This is a genomic window from Pseudarthrobacter sp. MDT3-1, from assembly GCF_054510755.1.
The window spans coordinates 162,586-178,817 of record NZ_JBTNDX010000003.1 but is presented as its reverse complement, the minus strand read 5'-3'; the positions used below and the strand labels follow the sequence as shown (position 1 = coordinate 178,817).

Sequence of the window (16,232 nt, the reverse complement as noted above, 5' to 3'; positions counted from 1 at the left end):
GTGTGGGGCTGATGGGTGACACTCAAACGCAGCCGCAGGGCCGGCCCTCCGCTGGAACCCGAATCCTGCGGAATTCGGTGGCCGGTCTCTCGTCGGCATTCACAGTACAGCGCCTGCAGCTGGCGGCGAAGGCAGCTCTGGCCGCCGGCCTCGCTTTCGCCATTGCTCCCCTGATGCCAGGATCCGCTGCCGACTATCCGTACTACGCGCCGCTCGGCGCCCTGGTGTCGATGTACCACAACGTGGCCGGATCCTTCCGGCAGGGTCTCCAGGCGCTCGTCGGACTCGCTCTGGGTATCGGGCTCGCCTTTGCGCTGGTCAGTGTCGGTGATCCGTCACCGCTGTCTGTTGCGGTCGTTATGGGACTCGGCGTGCTGCTCGGCGGTCTCCCCCGCATCGGCTCGGGCAGCGATTGGATTCCGACGGCGGCGCTGCTGGTCCTGCTGGTGGGGGGAAGCAACCGGGACGACTTTTCCTTCGGCTACCTCATCCAGATGGGCGTCGGCGTCGTAGTGGGCATTGCCGTCAACTTCCTGGTCTTTCCTCCCCTGCACTTCAACGCGGCGGCCACCAGCCTGGGCAAACTCCGGCTGGCCCTCGGGCGGCAACTGACTGACATGGGAACGGCCCTGACTGAAAAGTGGCCTCCCGAGCATGAGGACTGGTCCCGCCGGTCGACCGAGCTGGCCGAAGCAGCCAGCACGGTCCGCCATCTCGTGCAGGAGGCTGATGCGAGCCGGCGCGCCAATCCGCGGCGGCGGCTCCATCCTCGCGATGTGGATCTCGACTACCGCAACCTTCGTGACCTGGAGCGGGTGACGTTCCACATCCAGGACATGACAGAAGTCCTGTCCGATGTCATCTGGACAGACGACGCACCTTATACGGTGCCTTTCAACGACAGTGCGCCCCTGGCCGCGGCCATGACCGCCACAGGCGAACTCCTGGCCTCGTTCGACGGTGAGGATGAAGCCGACCAGCGGCGGCTGTTCGCTGCCGCAAAGTCGGCGGTGGAGGCCGGTATGGCAACGGTTGCGGAGCGGGCCCAGGAGGATTCGGCCGTGACAGCGTCCGGGTCCATCCTCCTGAGCCTGCACCGTGTCCTCAGGGCTGTGCGGCCGGCGTCCTAGATCGGTGCCACGGAGCCGCTGAAGTGGCGGCGGCCGGAGCGGGGGTTCCACGCCACAAATTCGGCCCGCTGCCAGCCTTCGCCAGGCGTCTGTGCCGTGGTGATATCCAGGGCGGTGATAGCCAAGGCAACGCGGGCAGGAAGGAACACCGGAGCCTCGAACGTGACATCCCACGTGAACGCTTCGCCCTTGGCCGGCCCGACATCCGCGAGGGCCCTCGAGGCAAGGTACATCCCGTGTGCGATGGAGCGGCGCATGCCCAGGGCCTTGGCAGAAAGCACGCTCAGGTGGATGGGGTTGAAGTCTCCTGAAACGGCGGCATACGCCCTTCCCGTGTCGACCCCCAAATGCCAAATCGCGGTGGGGTCCGGAGGCGTGAAATCGGCCTGGCCGTTGTGGGGCGTTGGCTTGTCGATGCCGGGGAGGAACACGCCCTTGGCCAGGTAGGAGGAGCGCCCGGTCCACTTGATGTCCGGCGTATCCGCGCCGCGGATCTCTGCCACAACGTCAAGTTGCGTGCCGGATCGGTGGCCCCGGAGGTTCTCAACCCTGGCCTGGATGTCCAGGGATTCCGTGAAGAGCACCGGCGACCTCTGCTCCACATGGTTGCTGAGATGGACCATGCCCAGGAGTGGCAGCGGGAAATCGTCGCGGTTCATCACACTCATGGCCAGCGGGAATGCCAGTGCGTGGAGGTATCCGGCCGGCAGAGTGTCCCTGGCAGTCAGCCCGATGAGGTGCTGGTAGGCGGTGAGGTTGCCGACGTCGGCCCTTACCCCGCGCACTTCGTGGCTAGTGACCGGAAGGTTTGATCCGTTGTGCGTGCCCAACACGCGCCGCCGCGCGGTCTGCGCGGCGGCATTGACGTAGAGCTTGGACAGGGACGGCATCTCCCCCAGGATGACCGGCTGGACAGTACTCATGCCCCCACCAGGTTCTGTCCGCAGATCCGCAGCACGTCGCCGTTGATGCCCCCGGCGGCGTCGCTCGCCAGAAAGGAAATTGCCTCCGCGACGTCGGACGGTTGGCCACCTTGCTGCAGCGAATTCAGCCGCCGTCCCACTTCGCGGACGGCAAACGGGATCCGTGCTGTCATGTCTGTTTCGATGAAACCGGGCGCCACCGCGTTGATGGTCCCGCCGTTCGCCGCCAGAAGGGGCGCAGAAGCGCGCACCATACCCATCACGCCGCCCTTGGACGCCGCGTAGTTGGTCTGGCCGCGGTTGCCCGCGATGCCGCTGGTGGATGCCACCGAGACAATCCGTGGTGAATTACGGAAGTGTTCGGAAGCAAGGAGCGCTTCGTTGATTCTGAGCTGGGCGGCGATGTTGATGTTCACGACGGAGGTCCAGCGACCGTGGTCCATATTGGCGAGCAGCTTGTCCCGGGTAATTCCTGCGTTGTGGATGACGATGTCCAGGCGGCCGTGACGCTGCACGGCGTGGTCGATGATCCGCTGGCCGGCATCTGCGCGGCTGATGTCCAGTTGAAGGGCCGTGCCGCGGACTTCGTTGGCGACGGCGGCCAAATGGTCCCCGGCTGCCGGGATGTCTACGAGGACCAGGATGGCCCCGTCCCGGTGGAGGGTCCGGGCAATAGCCGCACCGATGCCGCGGGCGGCGCCGGTGACCACGGCAACCTTGCCGGCGAGCGGCTTCTCGAAGTCCGGGGGCAGGTGGCCCTGCTCGGTTGCCACAGTCAGGAACTGGCCATCCACAAATGCCGACCGGCCGGACAGAAAGAACCGAAGGGCGGCCAGGGCGCTGGGGCTGGTGCTCTGGACACCTTCTGCCAGGACGATGCCGTTCGCTGTTGCGCCGGCCCGGAGTTCCTTGGCAAGCGACCGCAGGAAGCCATCGACGCCTTGCCGGGCAGCCGACTGTGCAGGGGACGCGGTTTCGGCGGCCGGCCGGGAGATGGTGATGACGCGGGCGCTGGGGCCGAGATCACGCAGTGATGCCGCGGCGGACAGCACAGGCTTTTCAAGATCCTCGGGCCGGGTCAGCTCATCCAGGGCCAGAATGATCGCGCCAAGTTTTTCGCGGGGCACCGCGTGGCGCCGGACGTCCAGGTCCCAGGAGAGCAGCCTGGCGGCCAGTTCGTCGGCACCGGCGGTGTTGCCCTGGACGAGGACGGGGCCGGTGACCAGGGGCTGGCCCGGCTTGAAGCGGCGCAGCACGGCAGGCTGGGGCAGGCCCAGCCGTTTGGCGATGTTCTTGCCCACGCCCTGGTTGACGAGCGTGGTGTATTTATCCGTCATCCGGTACCCCTAGAGTGCTTCGAGTATTGCGACGACGCCCTGGCCGCCGGCGGCGCAGATGGAAATAAGTCCGCGCGCAGGCCTTCCCTCGACGGTGCCTTTGGCCTGCAGCATCTTGGCCAGCGAGGCCACGATGCGTCCGCCGGTGGCTGCGAACGGGTGGCCCGCGGCCAGGGAGGAGCCGTTGACGTTCAGCTTGGTGCGGTCGATGCTGCCGAAGGCACCCTCAAGTCCCAGCCGGGTGCGGCCGAACTCATCATCTTCCCAGGCGGCCAGGGTGCTCAGGACAGTCCCGGCGAAGGCTTCGTGGATCTCAAAGAAGTCGAAGTCATCCAGCGTCAGTCCGTTGCGGGCCAGCAGCCTGGGGACCGCAAACGCGGGAGCCATAAGCAGTCCGTCCTTGCCGTGGACGAAGTCCACGGCGGCAGCTTCACCATCCACGACGGTGGCGAGCTTCGGCAGGTCATGGGCATCAGCCCAGTCTTCGGATGCGAGCAGGACCGTGGAGGCCCCGTCGGTCAGCGGTGTGGAGTTTCCCGCCGTCATGGTGGCCTCGGCGCCGAGGCTCTTCCCGAAGACGGGCTTGAGTGTAGCCAGCTTCTCCAATGTGGTGTCCGCCCTCAGGTTTGAGTCCTTGGCGAGGCCTCGGTATGGCGTCAGGAGGTCATCGAAGAATCCTGCGTCATACGCGGCGGAAAGGTTGCGGTGGCTGTTGAAAGCCAGCTCATCCTGCGCCTCGCGCGAAATGTTCCATTGCGCGGTGGTCAGCGCCTGGTGCTCGCCCATGGACAGGCCGGTGCGTGGCTCCCCCGTATTCGGAGCATCGGGGGCCAGGTCCCTGGGCCGCAGGCGGCTGAGTACCTGCAAGCGCTGGGGCAGTGTCTTGGCGCGGTTGAGGTCCAGGAGTATCTCGCGGAGGCCTTCGCTGACAGCAATGGGGGCATCCGACGCCGAGTCGACACCACCGGCGATGGCGGAATCGATCTGGCCCAGTTTGATCTTGTTGGCCAGGCCCAGAACCGTTTCGAGGCCGGTGGCGCACGCCTGCTGCAGGTCGTAGGCGGGGGTTTCCGCCGACAACGCCGAACCCAGGACTGCCTCGCGGGTGAGGTTGAAGTCGCGGGAGTGCTTGAGTACGGCCCCCGCCGCAACCTCGCCGATCCGCTCATCCTGGAGGCCAAACCTGGCGATAAGACCATCCAGTGCGGCGGTGAGCATGTCCTGGTTGGAAGACTTTGTGTAGGCCCCGCCGGACCGGGCAAACGGGATCCGGTTACCACCCACAATTACGGCCCGGCGGACTGGACGCGCCGCGCCGGAAGTCGTGGGGCTGGCGAATTCGTGGGGTCCGGTGCCGGACTGTCCATTGACGGACATGGGTGACTCCTCTGATCTGCGACGGTTACCGATACCCAGCGTACCTGATACGCTGAGTATCGTGAACAACCTCCACGCAGAAGTCCCGACGCCGGCTGCCGGCGCAATTGCCGACGGCCGTTCGGCCCGCTGGCAGACCCACCGGGAGGAACGACGCCGGGCGCTCATCAAGTCCGCACGCCGCGCGGTCCACGCGCTGGGCAGCGATGCCTCCATGGAGGAGATTGCAGCGGCCGCCGGCACCTCAAAGTCGGTCTTCTACCGCTATTTCGGCGATAAGGCAGGACTTCAGCACGCCGTCGGGGAAGTTGTCCTGAGCCAGATGCAGCGCAAGATCCGCGAAGCGGCGCAGGGTGCCCAGACTCCTCGGGAAGGGCTGCTGGCCATGATTTCTGCCTATCTCCAGATGGCGGAAACCAGCCCCAATGTCTACAGTTTCGTCACCCGCTATGCGCCGGTGGATGCGGACAGCCACCCGGGATCGGCGGCCATCTCGGGAGCCCTTGGCCACTTCTTCGATTCCATCGCAGAGATGATCGCCGCGCCAATGCGGACCCACCTCGGCGAAGGCAAAGAAGCGGTGATCGGCTACTGGCCCACGGCGGCCATCGGCCTGGTCCGAAATGCCGGTGAGCAATGGCTCAGCACGCCGGCTTCGGCGGCGAAACCGGACCAGGAAGCCATGGCCCGCCAGGTCACGGCCTGGTTATGCGTGGGGATCGCCCCCGAGCTTAGCCCCGCCAGCGCGGCATGATTCCGCCCCAAGAACCTCACACCCTCCTGTCAGAACCAACGAAGGACATTGACATGACCGAAGTAGTGGACCGCCCCACCGGCCCGGACGCCGCCGTAACGAATACAGCCGTAGCTAATGCCGCCGTAGCGAACACAGCCGCTGCGGGCCCAGCGGTCACCAGCCCCAGCGCCAACTACGGCTCGGCTGTGCAGCCCGCCGTCGACGTTGCCGCCCTCGGCGAGCAACTCCTGGGCAAATGGGCGGACTCCCGTCGCCAATCCCGCGCGCTGGCCAGTGACCCTGCACTGCACAAAATTGAAGGACTGACGCACACCGAACACCGGACGCGAACCTTCGGCCAGTTGAAGTACCTCGTGGACAACAGCGCCGTACACCGGGCCTTCCCGTTGGCACTGGGCGGTTCCGATGACCACGGCGGCAACATCGCGGCCTTCGAGGAACTGGTCACCGCCGACCCGTCCCTGCAGATTAAGGCTGGTGTCCAGTGGGGCCTCTTCGGCTCGGCCGTGATGCACCTGGGCACGCAGCAGCACCACACCAACTGGCTGCCAGGCATCATGAGCCTGGAGATCCCCGGCTGCTTCGCCATGACGGAGACCGGCCACGGTTCCGATGTGGCCAGCATCGCCACCACCGCGACCTACGACGTCAAAACCCAGGAATTTGTGGTCCATACACCGTTCCGCGCTGCGTGGAAGGACTACATCGGCAATGCAGCCATCGACGGCCTCGGCGCCGTCGTTTTCGCCCAGCTCGTGACAAATGGCGTCAACCATGGCGTGCATGCCTTCTACGTTGACCTCCGGGACCCCCAGACCAAGGAGTTCATGCCCGGGATCGGTGGCGAGGACGACGGAGTCAAGGGCGGCCTCAACGGGATCGACAACGGCAGGCTGCATTTCGACAACGTCCGCATCCCCCGCACCAACCTGCTGAACCGCTACGGCGATGTGGCACCTGACGGGACCTACACGTCGTCCATTGCCAGCCCCGGCCGCCGCTTTTTCACCATGCTGGGAACTCTCGTCCAGGGCCGCGTGTCATTGGACGGCGCGGCCGTGGCGGCGTCGAAGGTCGCCCTGACAGCAGCCATCCGCTACGCCACCGAACGGCGCCAGTTTAAAGCGTCGTCACACACTGACGAAGAGGTCCTCCTGGACTACCAGCGCCACCAGCGGCGCCTGTTTACCCGGCTGGCCACGACGTATGCCGCGGGCTTCGCGCACGAGCAGCTCCTCCAGAAATTCGACGACGTCTTTTCCGGCGCCCACGATACTGACGAGGACCGGCAGGATTTGGAAACCCTCGCCGCAGCCCTGAAGCCGCTGAGCACCTGGCATGCCCTTGACACCCTGCAGGAATGCCGCGAGGCGTGCGGCGGCGCCGGCTTCCTGATCGAAAACCGCTATGCCTCCCTTCGTGCGGACATGGACGTCTATGTCACGTTTGAGGGCGACAACACCGTGCTGCTCCAGCTTGTGGCCAAGCGCCTCCTGGCCGACTATGCCAAGGAGTTCAGGAATGTCGATTTTGGCGTCCTTGCACGCTACGTGGTGGCCCAGGCAACGGGCGTGGCGATCCACCGCACCGGCCTGCGGCAGGTGGCACAGTTCGTCGCCGATACCGGATCAGTCCAGAAGGCTGCCATTGCGCTCCGGGACGAGGAAGGCCAGCGCGCCCTCCTGACGGACCGCGTCCAGACCATGGTGGCCGACGTCGGGGCGGCCCTGAAGGGCGCCAACAAGCTGCCCGTCGAAAAGGGGGCAGCCCTCTTCAACCAGCACCAGAACGAGCTGATCGATGCTGCCCAGGCCCACGCCGAGCTCCTGCAATGGGAGGCGTTCACGGCGGCCCTGGAAGACGTCACGGACCCCGGCACCAAGCGGGTCCTGACCTGGCTGCGCGACCTGTTCGGCCTGTCGCTGATCGAGAAGAACCTGTCCTGGTACCTGATGAACGGCCGGCTCTCCATGCAACGGGCACGCACCGTGGGTGATTACATTAACCGGCTCCTGGTCAAGATCAGGCCCCATGCCCTGGACCTTGTGGACGCCTTCGGGTACGGCGATGATCACGTGCGTGCGGCGATCGCCACCGGTGCCGAGAAGACCCGGCAGGACGAGGCCCGCGCCTACGTCAGGGCACAGCGGGCCAGCGGCAACGCACCCGTCGACGAAAAAGTGCTGCTGGCGCGCACGGCTACCTCCCGATAAAGCAACGCGAGGTCACTTCAAGCCCCTCCGACGCCCCGGAATGGGCACGTTGTGACCCCGCGTTGGATCAAGCGTTTTGTACGAACGACGGCGCCAATCCCCTCGGTGGGGGCGGCGCCGTCGTGCGATGTCTGGTCACTAGTGCTGCTGTTCCTGCCGTCCGTCAGGAAAGCACTGAGCGGTAGACCTCGAGGGTGGTCTCGGTGATGGAGTCCCAGGAGAAGTGCTCCTCCGCACGGCGGCGGCCGGCCTGGCCCATAGCACGTGCCCGTTCGGGATCGGACACCACCTCGGTCAGAGCGGCGGCAAATTCCGTCACGAACTTCTCCGGATCAAGCGGCGTGCCTGTACCGTCGGTGACCTGCTCCAGGTCCACCAACAGGCCCGTCTCGCCATGCTGGACCACCTCGGGAATGCCGCCCGTAGCGCTGGCCACCACGGCAGCACCGCAGGCCATCGCCTCGAGGTTGACGATGCCCAGCGGTTCATAGATGGACGGGCAGGCGAACGCTGTGGCGTGGCTGAGGACCTGGATGAGTTCGTTCCGCGGCAGCATCCGTTCGATCAGCACGACGCCGGTCCGCTGGCTCTGCAGCTCCTCGATCAGGCGTGCAGTTTCTGCGGCGAGCTCGGGAGTATCCGCCGCCCCAAGGCACAGCACGAGCTGCACATCGGCCGGAAGCTTCGCGGCTGCACGCAGGAGGTAAGGCACGCCCTTCTGGCGCGTGTTGCGGCCGACAAACACCACGCTCGGCTTATCCGGATCAATGCCCAGGGCGCGGACGGCGTCCTGGTTTTCGTCGCGCTGCCACAATTCGACGTCGATGCCGTTGTGGACCACCCTGACTTTGGCAGGGTCAACGTCCGGGTAGCTGCGAAGGATGTCCTGGCGCATGCCTTCCGAAACGGCGATGATCGCTGCTGCCGCCTCGTAGGCAGTTTTCTCGACCCAGGAGGACAATGCGTAGCCGCCGCCAAGCTGCTCGGCCTTCCACGGCCTCAGGGGCTCCAGGCTGTGGGCACTTAATACGTGCGGGATGCCGTGGAGCAGGGACGCCAGATGGCCGGCCATGTTCGCATACCAGGTGTGCGAATGGACCAGATCGGCACCTGCCACGTCCGGCACGATCCGCAGGTCCACCCCGAGCGTCTGGACGGCGGCGTTGGCCGAGCCCAGGTCTTCGGGAACGGAATAGGAGGTCACCCCGGCACCGTGGTAATCGGCGTCGCGGGGTGCCCCGAAGGCACGAACTTGCAGGTCAACATGCTTACTAAGCACCCTGCTCAATTCGGCCACGTGGACTCCGGCGCCTCCGTAGATCTCGGGCGGGAACTCTTTAGTCACAATGTCTATTCGCACGTTACCCAAGGTAGTCCTTCCGCACTATCTGTTCTAGTGTGAAGGGGTCCGGGCATGCCGGACTGTTTGGGGTTACGAAGGCGTACAGGAGCTACTACCATGCCGTTGAATAAAAGAGTCCTGGCCATTGTCCTCGCGGGCGGCGAGGGAAACAGGCTAATGCCACTGACGGCAGACCGGGCGAAACCTGCAGTGCCTTTTGCCGGCAGTTACCGGCTGATCGACTTTGCGCTGTCCAACCTGGTGAATTCACGCTACCTGCAGATCGTGGTCCTGACCCAGTACAAGTCCCACAGCCTTGACCGCCACATTTCCGAGACCTGGCGGATGTCCACGCAGTTGGGCAATTATGTGGCGTCCGTGCCGGCGCAGCAGCGCGTCGGCAAGAGCTGGTTCCTCGGCAGCGCCAACGCCATCTACCAGTCCCTGAACCTGATCCATGACGCCAACCCCGACATCGTCGTCGTGGTTGGTGCGGACCACGTGTACCGCATGGACTTCGCCCAGATGGTGGAGCAGCATGTGCAGAGCGGCGCCAAGGCCACTGTGGCCGCCGTGCGCCAGCCGTTGAGCATGGCCAACCAGTTCGGTGTGATCGAGGTGGACCAGGAGGACCCGCAGAAGATCGCTGCATTTGTGGAAAAGCCCGCCACAACTCCTGGCCTGGCCGCTGATCCCACCCAGTTCCTGGCTTCCATGGGCAACTACGTTTTCGACGCCGACGCGCTGGTGGATGCCCTTCACGTGGACGCCGAACGGCTCGACACCAAGCACGACATGGGCGGGGACATCATCCCCTACTTCGTCAGCCAGGGTGACGCCGGAGTCTACGACTTCACCCTCAACGACATCCCCGGCTCCACGGAACGCGACCGGACCTACTGGCGCGACGTCGGCACCATTGATTCGTTCTACGACGCCCACATTGACCTCATCTCCCCGTTGCCTGTGTTCAACCTCTACAACTCTGAGTGGCCCATTTACACGCGCCAGAGCATCTCCCCGCCGGCCAAGTTCGTCCGCGGTCAAAACGACACCGTGGGCACCGCCCTGGACTCCATCGTGTCCAGCGGCGTGGTCGTCTCCGGCGGCGTCGTGGAGGGCTCCGTCCTGTCCAACGACGTCTTTGTGGGGAACGGCAGCAGGGTTATCGACTCGGTCCTGATGGACAAAGTGATTATCGGCGAAGGTGCCGTGGTCAACCGGGCCATCCTGGACAAGAACGTTAAGGTTCCGGCCGGCGCCGCGATCGGCCTGGACCATGACCTGGACCGCGCCCGCGGGTTCAAGGTGACGGAATCCGGTATTACGGTGCTCGCCAAGGGCCAGCAGGTGCCTGAGCCCGGGGACGCGGAACGTGCGCTCGCCGCTAAGAACCTCCACCTGGTACCGGATGCCGTCAAGGCAGCCACGGCCAACTACCCCGAACTCCGCGAATCAGTCGAGCAGGCCGCTGCGGTCCACGCCCAATCAGCCTCGCAGGCCGCAGCCGGCAGCCGCAAGGGCTAAGCGAAGTACTGGCAGGCCTGGCCGGGCTGCGAACCCGGCGGCACGGTCAGGCTGGATCTTCGCCAGGCTGTAAAATCGGTACAATGAGCTCCCCCGATCTGACGCCTGAGGAAATCCAGGCCTGCCTCAAGGTTTTGAACACCATCCACGTCTACGACGAGGAACACCCCGACTATGTCTCGGTGCGCCGTGCCACCGGGAAGATGTTCAAGGCCGTGAAGCGTCACCGCCGCGTCACCAAGCGGGACCTGATCTCCGAAGCCGACCGGGCCGTCATCGCCCAGACGGCAACGGCAGCACCGGACCGGATCGACGACGAGACCCAGGGCAACAAGCTGGAGACTTCGGCGACGGGCAAGGTGGCCGGGCACCTGATCCGTTCCCGCCCCTGCTATATCTGCAAGAAGCACTACACGCAGGTGGACGCTTTTTATCATCAGCTGTGCCCGGAATGCGCCGCCTTCAGCCACAGCAAGCGGGATGCCCGCACCGACCTGACAGGCCGGCGTGCGCTGCTCACCGGCGGGCGGGCCAAAATCGGCATGTACATCGCGCTGCGCCTGCTCCGGGATGGCGCGCACACCACCATCACCACCAGGTTCCCCAAAGACGCCGCACGCCGTTTTGCGGCAATGGAAGACAGCAGCGAGTGGCTGCCCCGGCTCCGGATCGTGGGCATCGACCTGCGCGACCCGTCACAGGTGATGGCCTTGACGGATTCGCTCAACGCCGCGGGCCCCCTGGACATCATCATCAACAACGCCGCCCAAACGGTGCGCCGATCCGGCAACGCCTACAAACCCCTGGTGGACGCCGAGGACGAGCCGCTGCCGGCAGCGCTGGAGCCGGCCAACGGCGGACCGGAACTGGTGACCTTCGGCCACGCCCACGACAAACACCCCCTCGCCCTGGCGAGCAGTGTCACGGATCACCCGGTTCTGGCCGGCGACGCCATCACTTCGCTGGCGCTCTCCACCGGTTCGGCCTCGCTGGAGCGGATCGCCTCCGGAACAGCGATCGACGCCGGCGGGCTCGTCCCGGACCTGGCTGACATCAACAGCTGGACCCAGGTGGTGGACGAGGTTGACCCCCTGGAAATGCTGGAAGTCCAGCTCTGCAACGTCACGGCCCCGTTCCTGCTGGTCAGCAGGCTCCGGGACGCCATGAAGCGCTCCACGGCGCACCGGAAATACATCGTCAACGTCTCCGCCATGGAAGGCCAGTTCTCCCGCGCCTACAAGGGCCCCGGGCATCCGCACACCAACATGGCCAAGGCGGCCCTGAACATGATGACCCGGACCAGCGCCCAGGAAATGCTGGACGCCGACGGGATCCTGATGACAGCGGTGGACACCGGCTGGATCACCGACGAACGCCCGCACTTCACCAAGGTCCGGCTTATGGAAGAGGGCTTCCACGCACCCCTGGACCTGGTGGACGGCGCCGCCCGCGTCTACGATCCGATCGTGATGGGCGAAAACGGCGAGGACCAGTACGGGGTCTTCCTCAAGGACTACAAGCCCAGCCCCTGGTAGGACGGACGCTGTCCTCTCCGGTGCGTTGGGCGTAGGCTCGGCGGCATGAGCAGCGAAGCAACGTCCACCGGGTCAACGTCCAGCGAACCAACGTCCCAGGTCCAGAACCTGGAACACCACGAATGCTGGGCCCTGTTGCGGACGGTTTCGGTAGGCAGGCTGGCCGTCCTGGTGGACGGCCAGCCTGACATCTTCCCCATCAACTACACGGTGGACGGCGGAACATTAGTGTTCCGCACCGGCGCTGGAACCAAGCTGGCCGCCGCCTCGGGAGGTGCCGCTGTGGCGTTGGAGGCCGACGGCGTGGATGCCGTCAGCGGCCTGGCCTGGAGCGTGGTGGTCAAGGGACCGGCAAAGGTCATCACAGGAACCGAAGGCATCCTGGACTCCGCAGCCCTGTACCTCTTCCCATGGCAGGCCGGGAAGAAAGACACCTTTGTCCGGGTGAGCCCGGGAACAGTGACCGGGCGCCGGTTCAAAGTCACCGCACCCATGACCTGGTGGACCCAGCTCAGCGGAGCGGCCAAGGCAGCCCCGGAGTAGTCCTGGGCAGGACGAGGAAACGCCCCCGACTGCCTAAGCGAGGCGGGTGATTTCCACGCTCACGCTGAGCGCCGATCCGCCGCCGCCGGACAGGATGCCCTTCAGCGGTGGTACGTCCCGGTAGTCCCGGCCCCTGGCGACGGTGACATGGTAGTCCCCTGCCGGCTTGTGGTTCGTAGGATCCCAGCTGCGCCACTCGCCGTCCCAGAACTCCAGCCACGCATGTGACTGGCCGGCGACTGTCTCGCCGATGGCCGCCGTCGACCGCGGGTGCAGGTATCCGGAGACGTACCGGGCGGGAATGCCGCAGCTGCGCAGCGCGCCGATGGCGAGGTGCGCGAGGTCCTGGCAGACGCCCTGCCGCTGTCCCCACGCTTCCTCGGCGTTGGTGGTAACCGCGGTGGAACCGGACATGTACGTCATCTCGCCGCGCATCCATTCGAAGATGGCCATGGCGGCCTCGTGCGGGTTCTTGCCCTCCACGACACCTGGAATGATGCCCAGTACCTCGTCACCGGGACCGCTCAGCTGGGACTGCGGCAGCCAGTCGCTGAACGTATTCAACGATTCCTTCGATGCCAGGACGTCCCAGCCGGCGATGTCTGCGTCAGCCGGGATTTTTTCCGCCCGGTGCACTTCAACGGTGATGTTGGAAACGACCTCAAGGTGGTCGTGCGGCATCTGCATGTCGAAGGCGGTGACCCGCGTGCCCCAGTAGTCCCGGTAGTTGCTCACGGCCGCCTGCGTCGGCGAGACCTTGAGCACGGATTCAAGGACCACCTGCTGGGGGTCGGTCAGCGGCGTCATGCGGGCTTCGTTGTACGAGAGCGTGACGCGCTTGTTGTACTTGTAGGCCGTGGTGTGGATGATGCTCAGCCGGGTCATGAAACTTCTCCCACCCAGGCGAGTTCGTCTGCCTGATTGAAGTATTTACGGGAAATGGCGTCCGAGGCCTGCGAGACGGCCTTCTGCACGCGTTCCATGTGCTCGGGCAGTTCGGACATCAGATCGTCCGTCCGGTGGAACTCTAGGAACGTACGGGCCTGGCCCACGATCCGGCGGGCGTCGTTGATGAAGCCCACGCGCTGCGCCGAAGGGTCCAGCTTGGCGAGGCACTCATCAGCGTCGCGCAGGGCGTAGACGATGGACCGCGGGAACAGCCGGTCAAGCAGGAGGAACTCGGCGGCGTGCTGGTCCCCGAACGCGGCCCGGCGCGTCCGCAGGAACGACTCATAGGCCCCCGCGCACCGCAGCATGTTGACCCAGGACATACCTGCAGAAAGGACATCCCGGGTGGAAAGCATCCGCGCCGTCATGTCCGCGCGCTCCAGGGACCGGCCCAATACCAGGAACAGCCAGCTTTCGTCATGGCTCACCGTGGTGTCGGCCAGGCCGCTGACCATGGCCGTCCGTTCCAGCGTCCAGTTGCAGAAGCGGTACGTCCCCACCACGTCCTTGCGGTGCTGGCTCAGCCCGTAGTAGGTGGTGTTGAGGCTTTCCCACAGGCCCGAGGACACGGTCTCGCGGGCACGGCGGGCATTCTCGCGCGCGGCTCCCAGCGACCCGGCGATGGAGGTTGCGCTTGTTTTGTCGTACGCCAGCGCATGGAGGAGTTCGGGCAGGCCGAAGTCTTCGCTCTGCGGCCGGGCGCCCATCACTGCGAGCAGTTCCTGGGCCACCCTGCGGCGTTCGTCCATGGGGAGGTGGTTCAGGCGTTCCAGGTGCACGTCCAGGATGCGGGCGGTGCCGTCGGCCCGCTCCACGTAGCGTCCGATCCAAAATAGGGACTCAGCAATACGGCTAAGCATTCGCGGTGACCTCCTGCGCGTCCGAAATCTGTGGGGATGACCCCGTGAACATTTGTGCCGGTTCGATGGCCCGGCTCACTGCTGCTGCTCCGACTGGCGGTCGCGCCAGTTGCTCTCCACGGGCCAGACGGATACCCGCTCGCGGATGGAAATGGTGGGCCGCGGAACAGTTTCCACCGGCACCTGGGGCGAGTCTGCCAGCACCCAGGTGTCCTTGGAGCCGCCGCCCTGGCTGGAGTTCACAATGAGGGAGCCTTCCTTGAGCGCCACCCTGGTGAGTCCGCCAGGAAGTACCCAGACATCGTCGCCGTCGTTGACGGCAAAGGGGCGCAGGTCCACGTGCCGCGGGCCGAACTTGTCCCCGCCGAGCGTTGGCACGGTGGAAAGCTGCAGGACCGGCTGGGCGATCCAGCCTCGAGGGTCAGCGACGACCCGCTTGCGCAGGGCCTCGAGTTCATCGTTGGAGGCGTCCGGCCCGATCACCAGGCCTTTGCCGCCGGAGCCGTCCACGGGCTTCACCACAAGCTCAGCCAGGTTGTCAAGGACGTATTCCCTGGAGTCCTTCTCCTCCAGCCGGAACGTATCCACGTTCGCGATGACGGGCTCCTCGCTGAGGTAGTAGCGGATGAGGTCCGGAACGTAGCTGTAGACAAGTTTGTCGTCGGCCACGCCGTTGCCCACGGCGTTGGCGATGGTCACGCCGCCGGCCCTGGCGGCGTTGACCAGCCCCGGGCAGCCGAGCATGGAATCCGAGCGGAACTGCAGGGGGTCCAGGAACTCGTCATCGATGCGTTTGTAGATCACGTCCACGCGCTGCTCACCGGCCGTGGTGCGCATGTAGACGCGGTTGCCGCGGCAGATGAGGTCGCGGCCTTCGACGAGCTCCACGCCCATCAGGCCGGCCAGCAGTGTGTGTTCGAAGTAGGCGCTGTTAAAGACGCCGGGGGTCAGCACCACAACCGTGGGATCGTCGACGCCGGCGGGCGCCGTTTTGCGCAGCGCGGACAGCAGCCGGCGGGGGTACTCTTCGACCGGCCGGATGAGCTGCTGGCCAAACGCTTCGGGCAGGCCCTTGGCCATGGCCCGCCGGTTTTCCAGGACGTAGCTGACGCCGGACGGCACCCGCACATTGTCTTCCAGGACGCGGAAGGTGCCTGCGGCGTCGCGCACCACATCGATGCCGGAGATGTGCACTCGGACTCCGCCGGACGGCTCGAAGCCGTGCACCTGGCGGTGGAAGTGGGCGCTGGTGGTGACGAGCTGGCGCGGGATGACGCCGTCCGCCACCACATTCATTTTGTCGTAGACATCGTTGAGGAAGGCTTCCAAGGCCCGGACGCGCTGCGCCACGCCCTTTTCCAGCACGGTCCACTCATCGGCGGGGATAACGCGGGGGACGATGTCGAGCGGAAAAGGCCGCTCCTCCCCCGCGAAGTCAAACGTCACACCGCGGTCCAGGAAGGTCCGTGCCATGGAGTCCGCCCGGGCGCTGACGTCAGCGAGGGAGAGCTTGCTAAGGGCATCGGCCACCTGGCCGTACGACTCGCGTGCTTCCTGGCCGGGGGCGAACATCTCGTCGTAGGCGCCGGTACGTTCGGCGGCCTCGGAGTAATCCTGAAATAGGTCTGACATGTCCTTTAGCCAACCATCTTTTTGTTTCGAAATCATTACCGCCATCCATTGTGGCGTGTTGCAGGGAGGCAACGGCGGTTCGTTGAATCCGTGTCCTATCCGGCAAGG

13 protein-coding genes are annotated in these 16,232 nt (G+C 65.4%); 6 read left to right on the top strand and 7 right to left on the bottom strand.

Annotated features, from left to right (window positions below; all coding sequences use genetic code 11):
• Window positions 1-77: 77 nt before the first annotated feature.
• The gene (locus ACX80X_RS03465; protein WP_252598923.1) at window positions 78-1,130 is read left to right on the top strand and encodes an FUSC family protein; all 1,053 of its coding nucleotides are present in this window, start codon (window positions 78-80) and stop codon (window positions 1,128-1,130) included.
• On the opposite strand, the gene ACX80X_RS03460 is transcribed toward ACX80X_RS03465, so the two are convergent.
• From ACX80X_RS03460 to ACX80X_RS03450, 3 genes are read right to left on the bottom strand one after another with little or no spacing between them, the layout of a single operon-like run.
• The gene (locus tag ACX80X_RS03460) at window positions 1,127-2,053 is read right to left on the bottom strand and encodes a MaoC family dehydratase (RefSeq protein WP_252598815.1); all 927 of its coding nucleotides are present in this window, start codon (window positions 2,051-2,053) and stop codon (window positions 1,127-1,129) included. The genes ACX80X_RS03465 and ACX80X_RS03460 overlap by 4 nt on opposite strands.
• Entirely contained in the window at window positions 2,050-3,390 is a 1,341-nt protein-coding gene (locus ACX80X_RS03455; protein WP_252598814.1) for a 3-oxoacyl-ACP reductase, read from the bottom strand. The genes ACX80X_RS03460 and ACX80X_RS03455 overlap by 4 nt, the downstream gene beginning before the upstream one ends.
• Before the next feature lie 9 nt (window positions 3,391-3,399).
• A complete protein-coding gene (locus ACX80X_RS03450) occupies window positions 3,400-4,767 on the bottom strand; it encodes an acetyl-CoA C-acetyltransferase (RefSeq protein ID WP_252598813.1) in 1,368 nt (455 codons plus the stop codon).
• Between the two features lie 61 nt (window positions 4,768-4,828).
• On the opposite strand from ACX80X_RS03450, the gene ACX80X_RS03445 reads away from it, so the two are divergent.
• On the top strand, window positions 4,829-5,521 hold the full coding sequence (locus ACX80X_RS03445) for a TetR/AcrR family transcriptional regulator (protein ID WP_374209896.1): 693 nt from the start codon (window positions 4,829-4,831) through the stop codon (window positions 5,519-5,521).
• 53 nt (window positions 5,522-5,574) lie between these two features.
• Window positions 5,575-7,737 carry an acyl-CoA dehydrogenase family protein gene (locus ACX80X_RS03440; protein ID WP_252598811.1) on the top strand — a complete coding sequence of 721 codons (2,163 nt, stop codon included), beginning with the start codon at window positions 5,575-5,577 and terminating at the stop codon, window positions 7,735-7,737.
• A 163-nt stretch (window positions 7,738-7,900) separates the two neighbouring features.
• Here ACX80X_RS03440 and glgA read toward each other — a convergent pair whose 3' ends face one another.
• Window positions 7,901-9,097, bottom strand: coding sequence for a glycogen synthase (glgA, locus tag ACX80X_RS03435; protein ID WP_058932487.1), 1,197 nt, complete (start codon window positions 9,095-9,097; stop codon window positions 7,901-7,903).
• Window positions 9,098-9,196: 99 nt separating this feature from the next.
• Between glgA and glgC the strand changes: the two genes are divergently transcribed.
• From glgC to ACX80X_RS03420, 3 genes are all read left to right on the top strand, one after another.
• Window positions 9,197-10,606 (top strand): glucose-1-phosphate adenylyltransferase, encoded by a 1,410-nt coding sequence (gene glgC, locus ACX80X_RS03430; protein WP_252598810.1) that lies wholly within the window; start codon window positions 9,197-9,199, stop codon window positions 10,604-10,606.
• A gap of 83 nt (window positions 10,607-10,689) precedes the next feature.
• Window positions 10,690-12,141: an SDR family oxidoreductase gene (locus tag ACX80X_RS03425; RefSeq protein ID WP_252607957.1), complete on the top strand. Its 1,452-nt coding sequence runs from the start codon at window positions 10,690-10,692 to the stop codon at window positions 12,139-12,141.
• Window positions 12,142-12,186: 45 nt separating this feature from the next.
• Window positions 12,187-12,684 (top strand): pyridoxamine 5'-phosphate oxidase family protein, encoded by a 498-nt coding sequence (locus tag ACX80X_RS03420; protein WP_252613760.1) that lies wholly within the window; start codon window positions 12,187-12,189, stop codon window positions 12,682-12,684.
• A gap of 33 nt (window positions 12,685-12,717) precedes the next feature.
• On the opposite strand, the gene ACX80X_RS03415 is transcribed toward ACX80X_RS03420, so the two are convergent.
• The 3 genes from ACX80X_RS03415 to ACX80X_RS03405 form a co-directional block, all read right to left on the bottom strand.
• Window positions 12,718-13,569: a transglutaminase family protein gene (locus ACX80X_RS03415; protein ID WP_104061463.1), complete on the bottom strand. Its 852-nt coding sequence runs from the start codon at window positions 13,567-13,569 to the stop codon at window positions 12,718-12,720.
• Window positions 13,566-14,492: an alpha-E domain-containing protein gene (locus tag ACX80X_RS03410; RefSeq protein WP_056339904.1), complete on the bottom strand. Its 927-nt coding sequence runs from the start codon at window positions 14,490-14,492 to the stop codon at window positions 13,566-13,568. Before ACX80X_RS03410 ends, ACX80X_RS03415 begins: the two co-directional genes overlap by 4 nt.
• 75 nt (window positions 14,493-14,567) lie before the next feature.
• Window positions 14,568-16,124 carry a circularly permuted type 2 ATP-grasp protein gene (locus ACX80X_RS03405; protein ID WP_252598807.1) on the bottom strand — a complete coding sequence of 519 codons (1,557 nt, stop codon included), beginning with the start codon at window positions 16,122-16,124 and terminating at the stop codon, window positions 14,568-14,570.
• Window positions 16,125-16,232 lie beyond the last annotated feature (108 nt).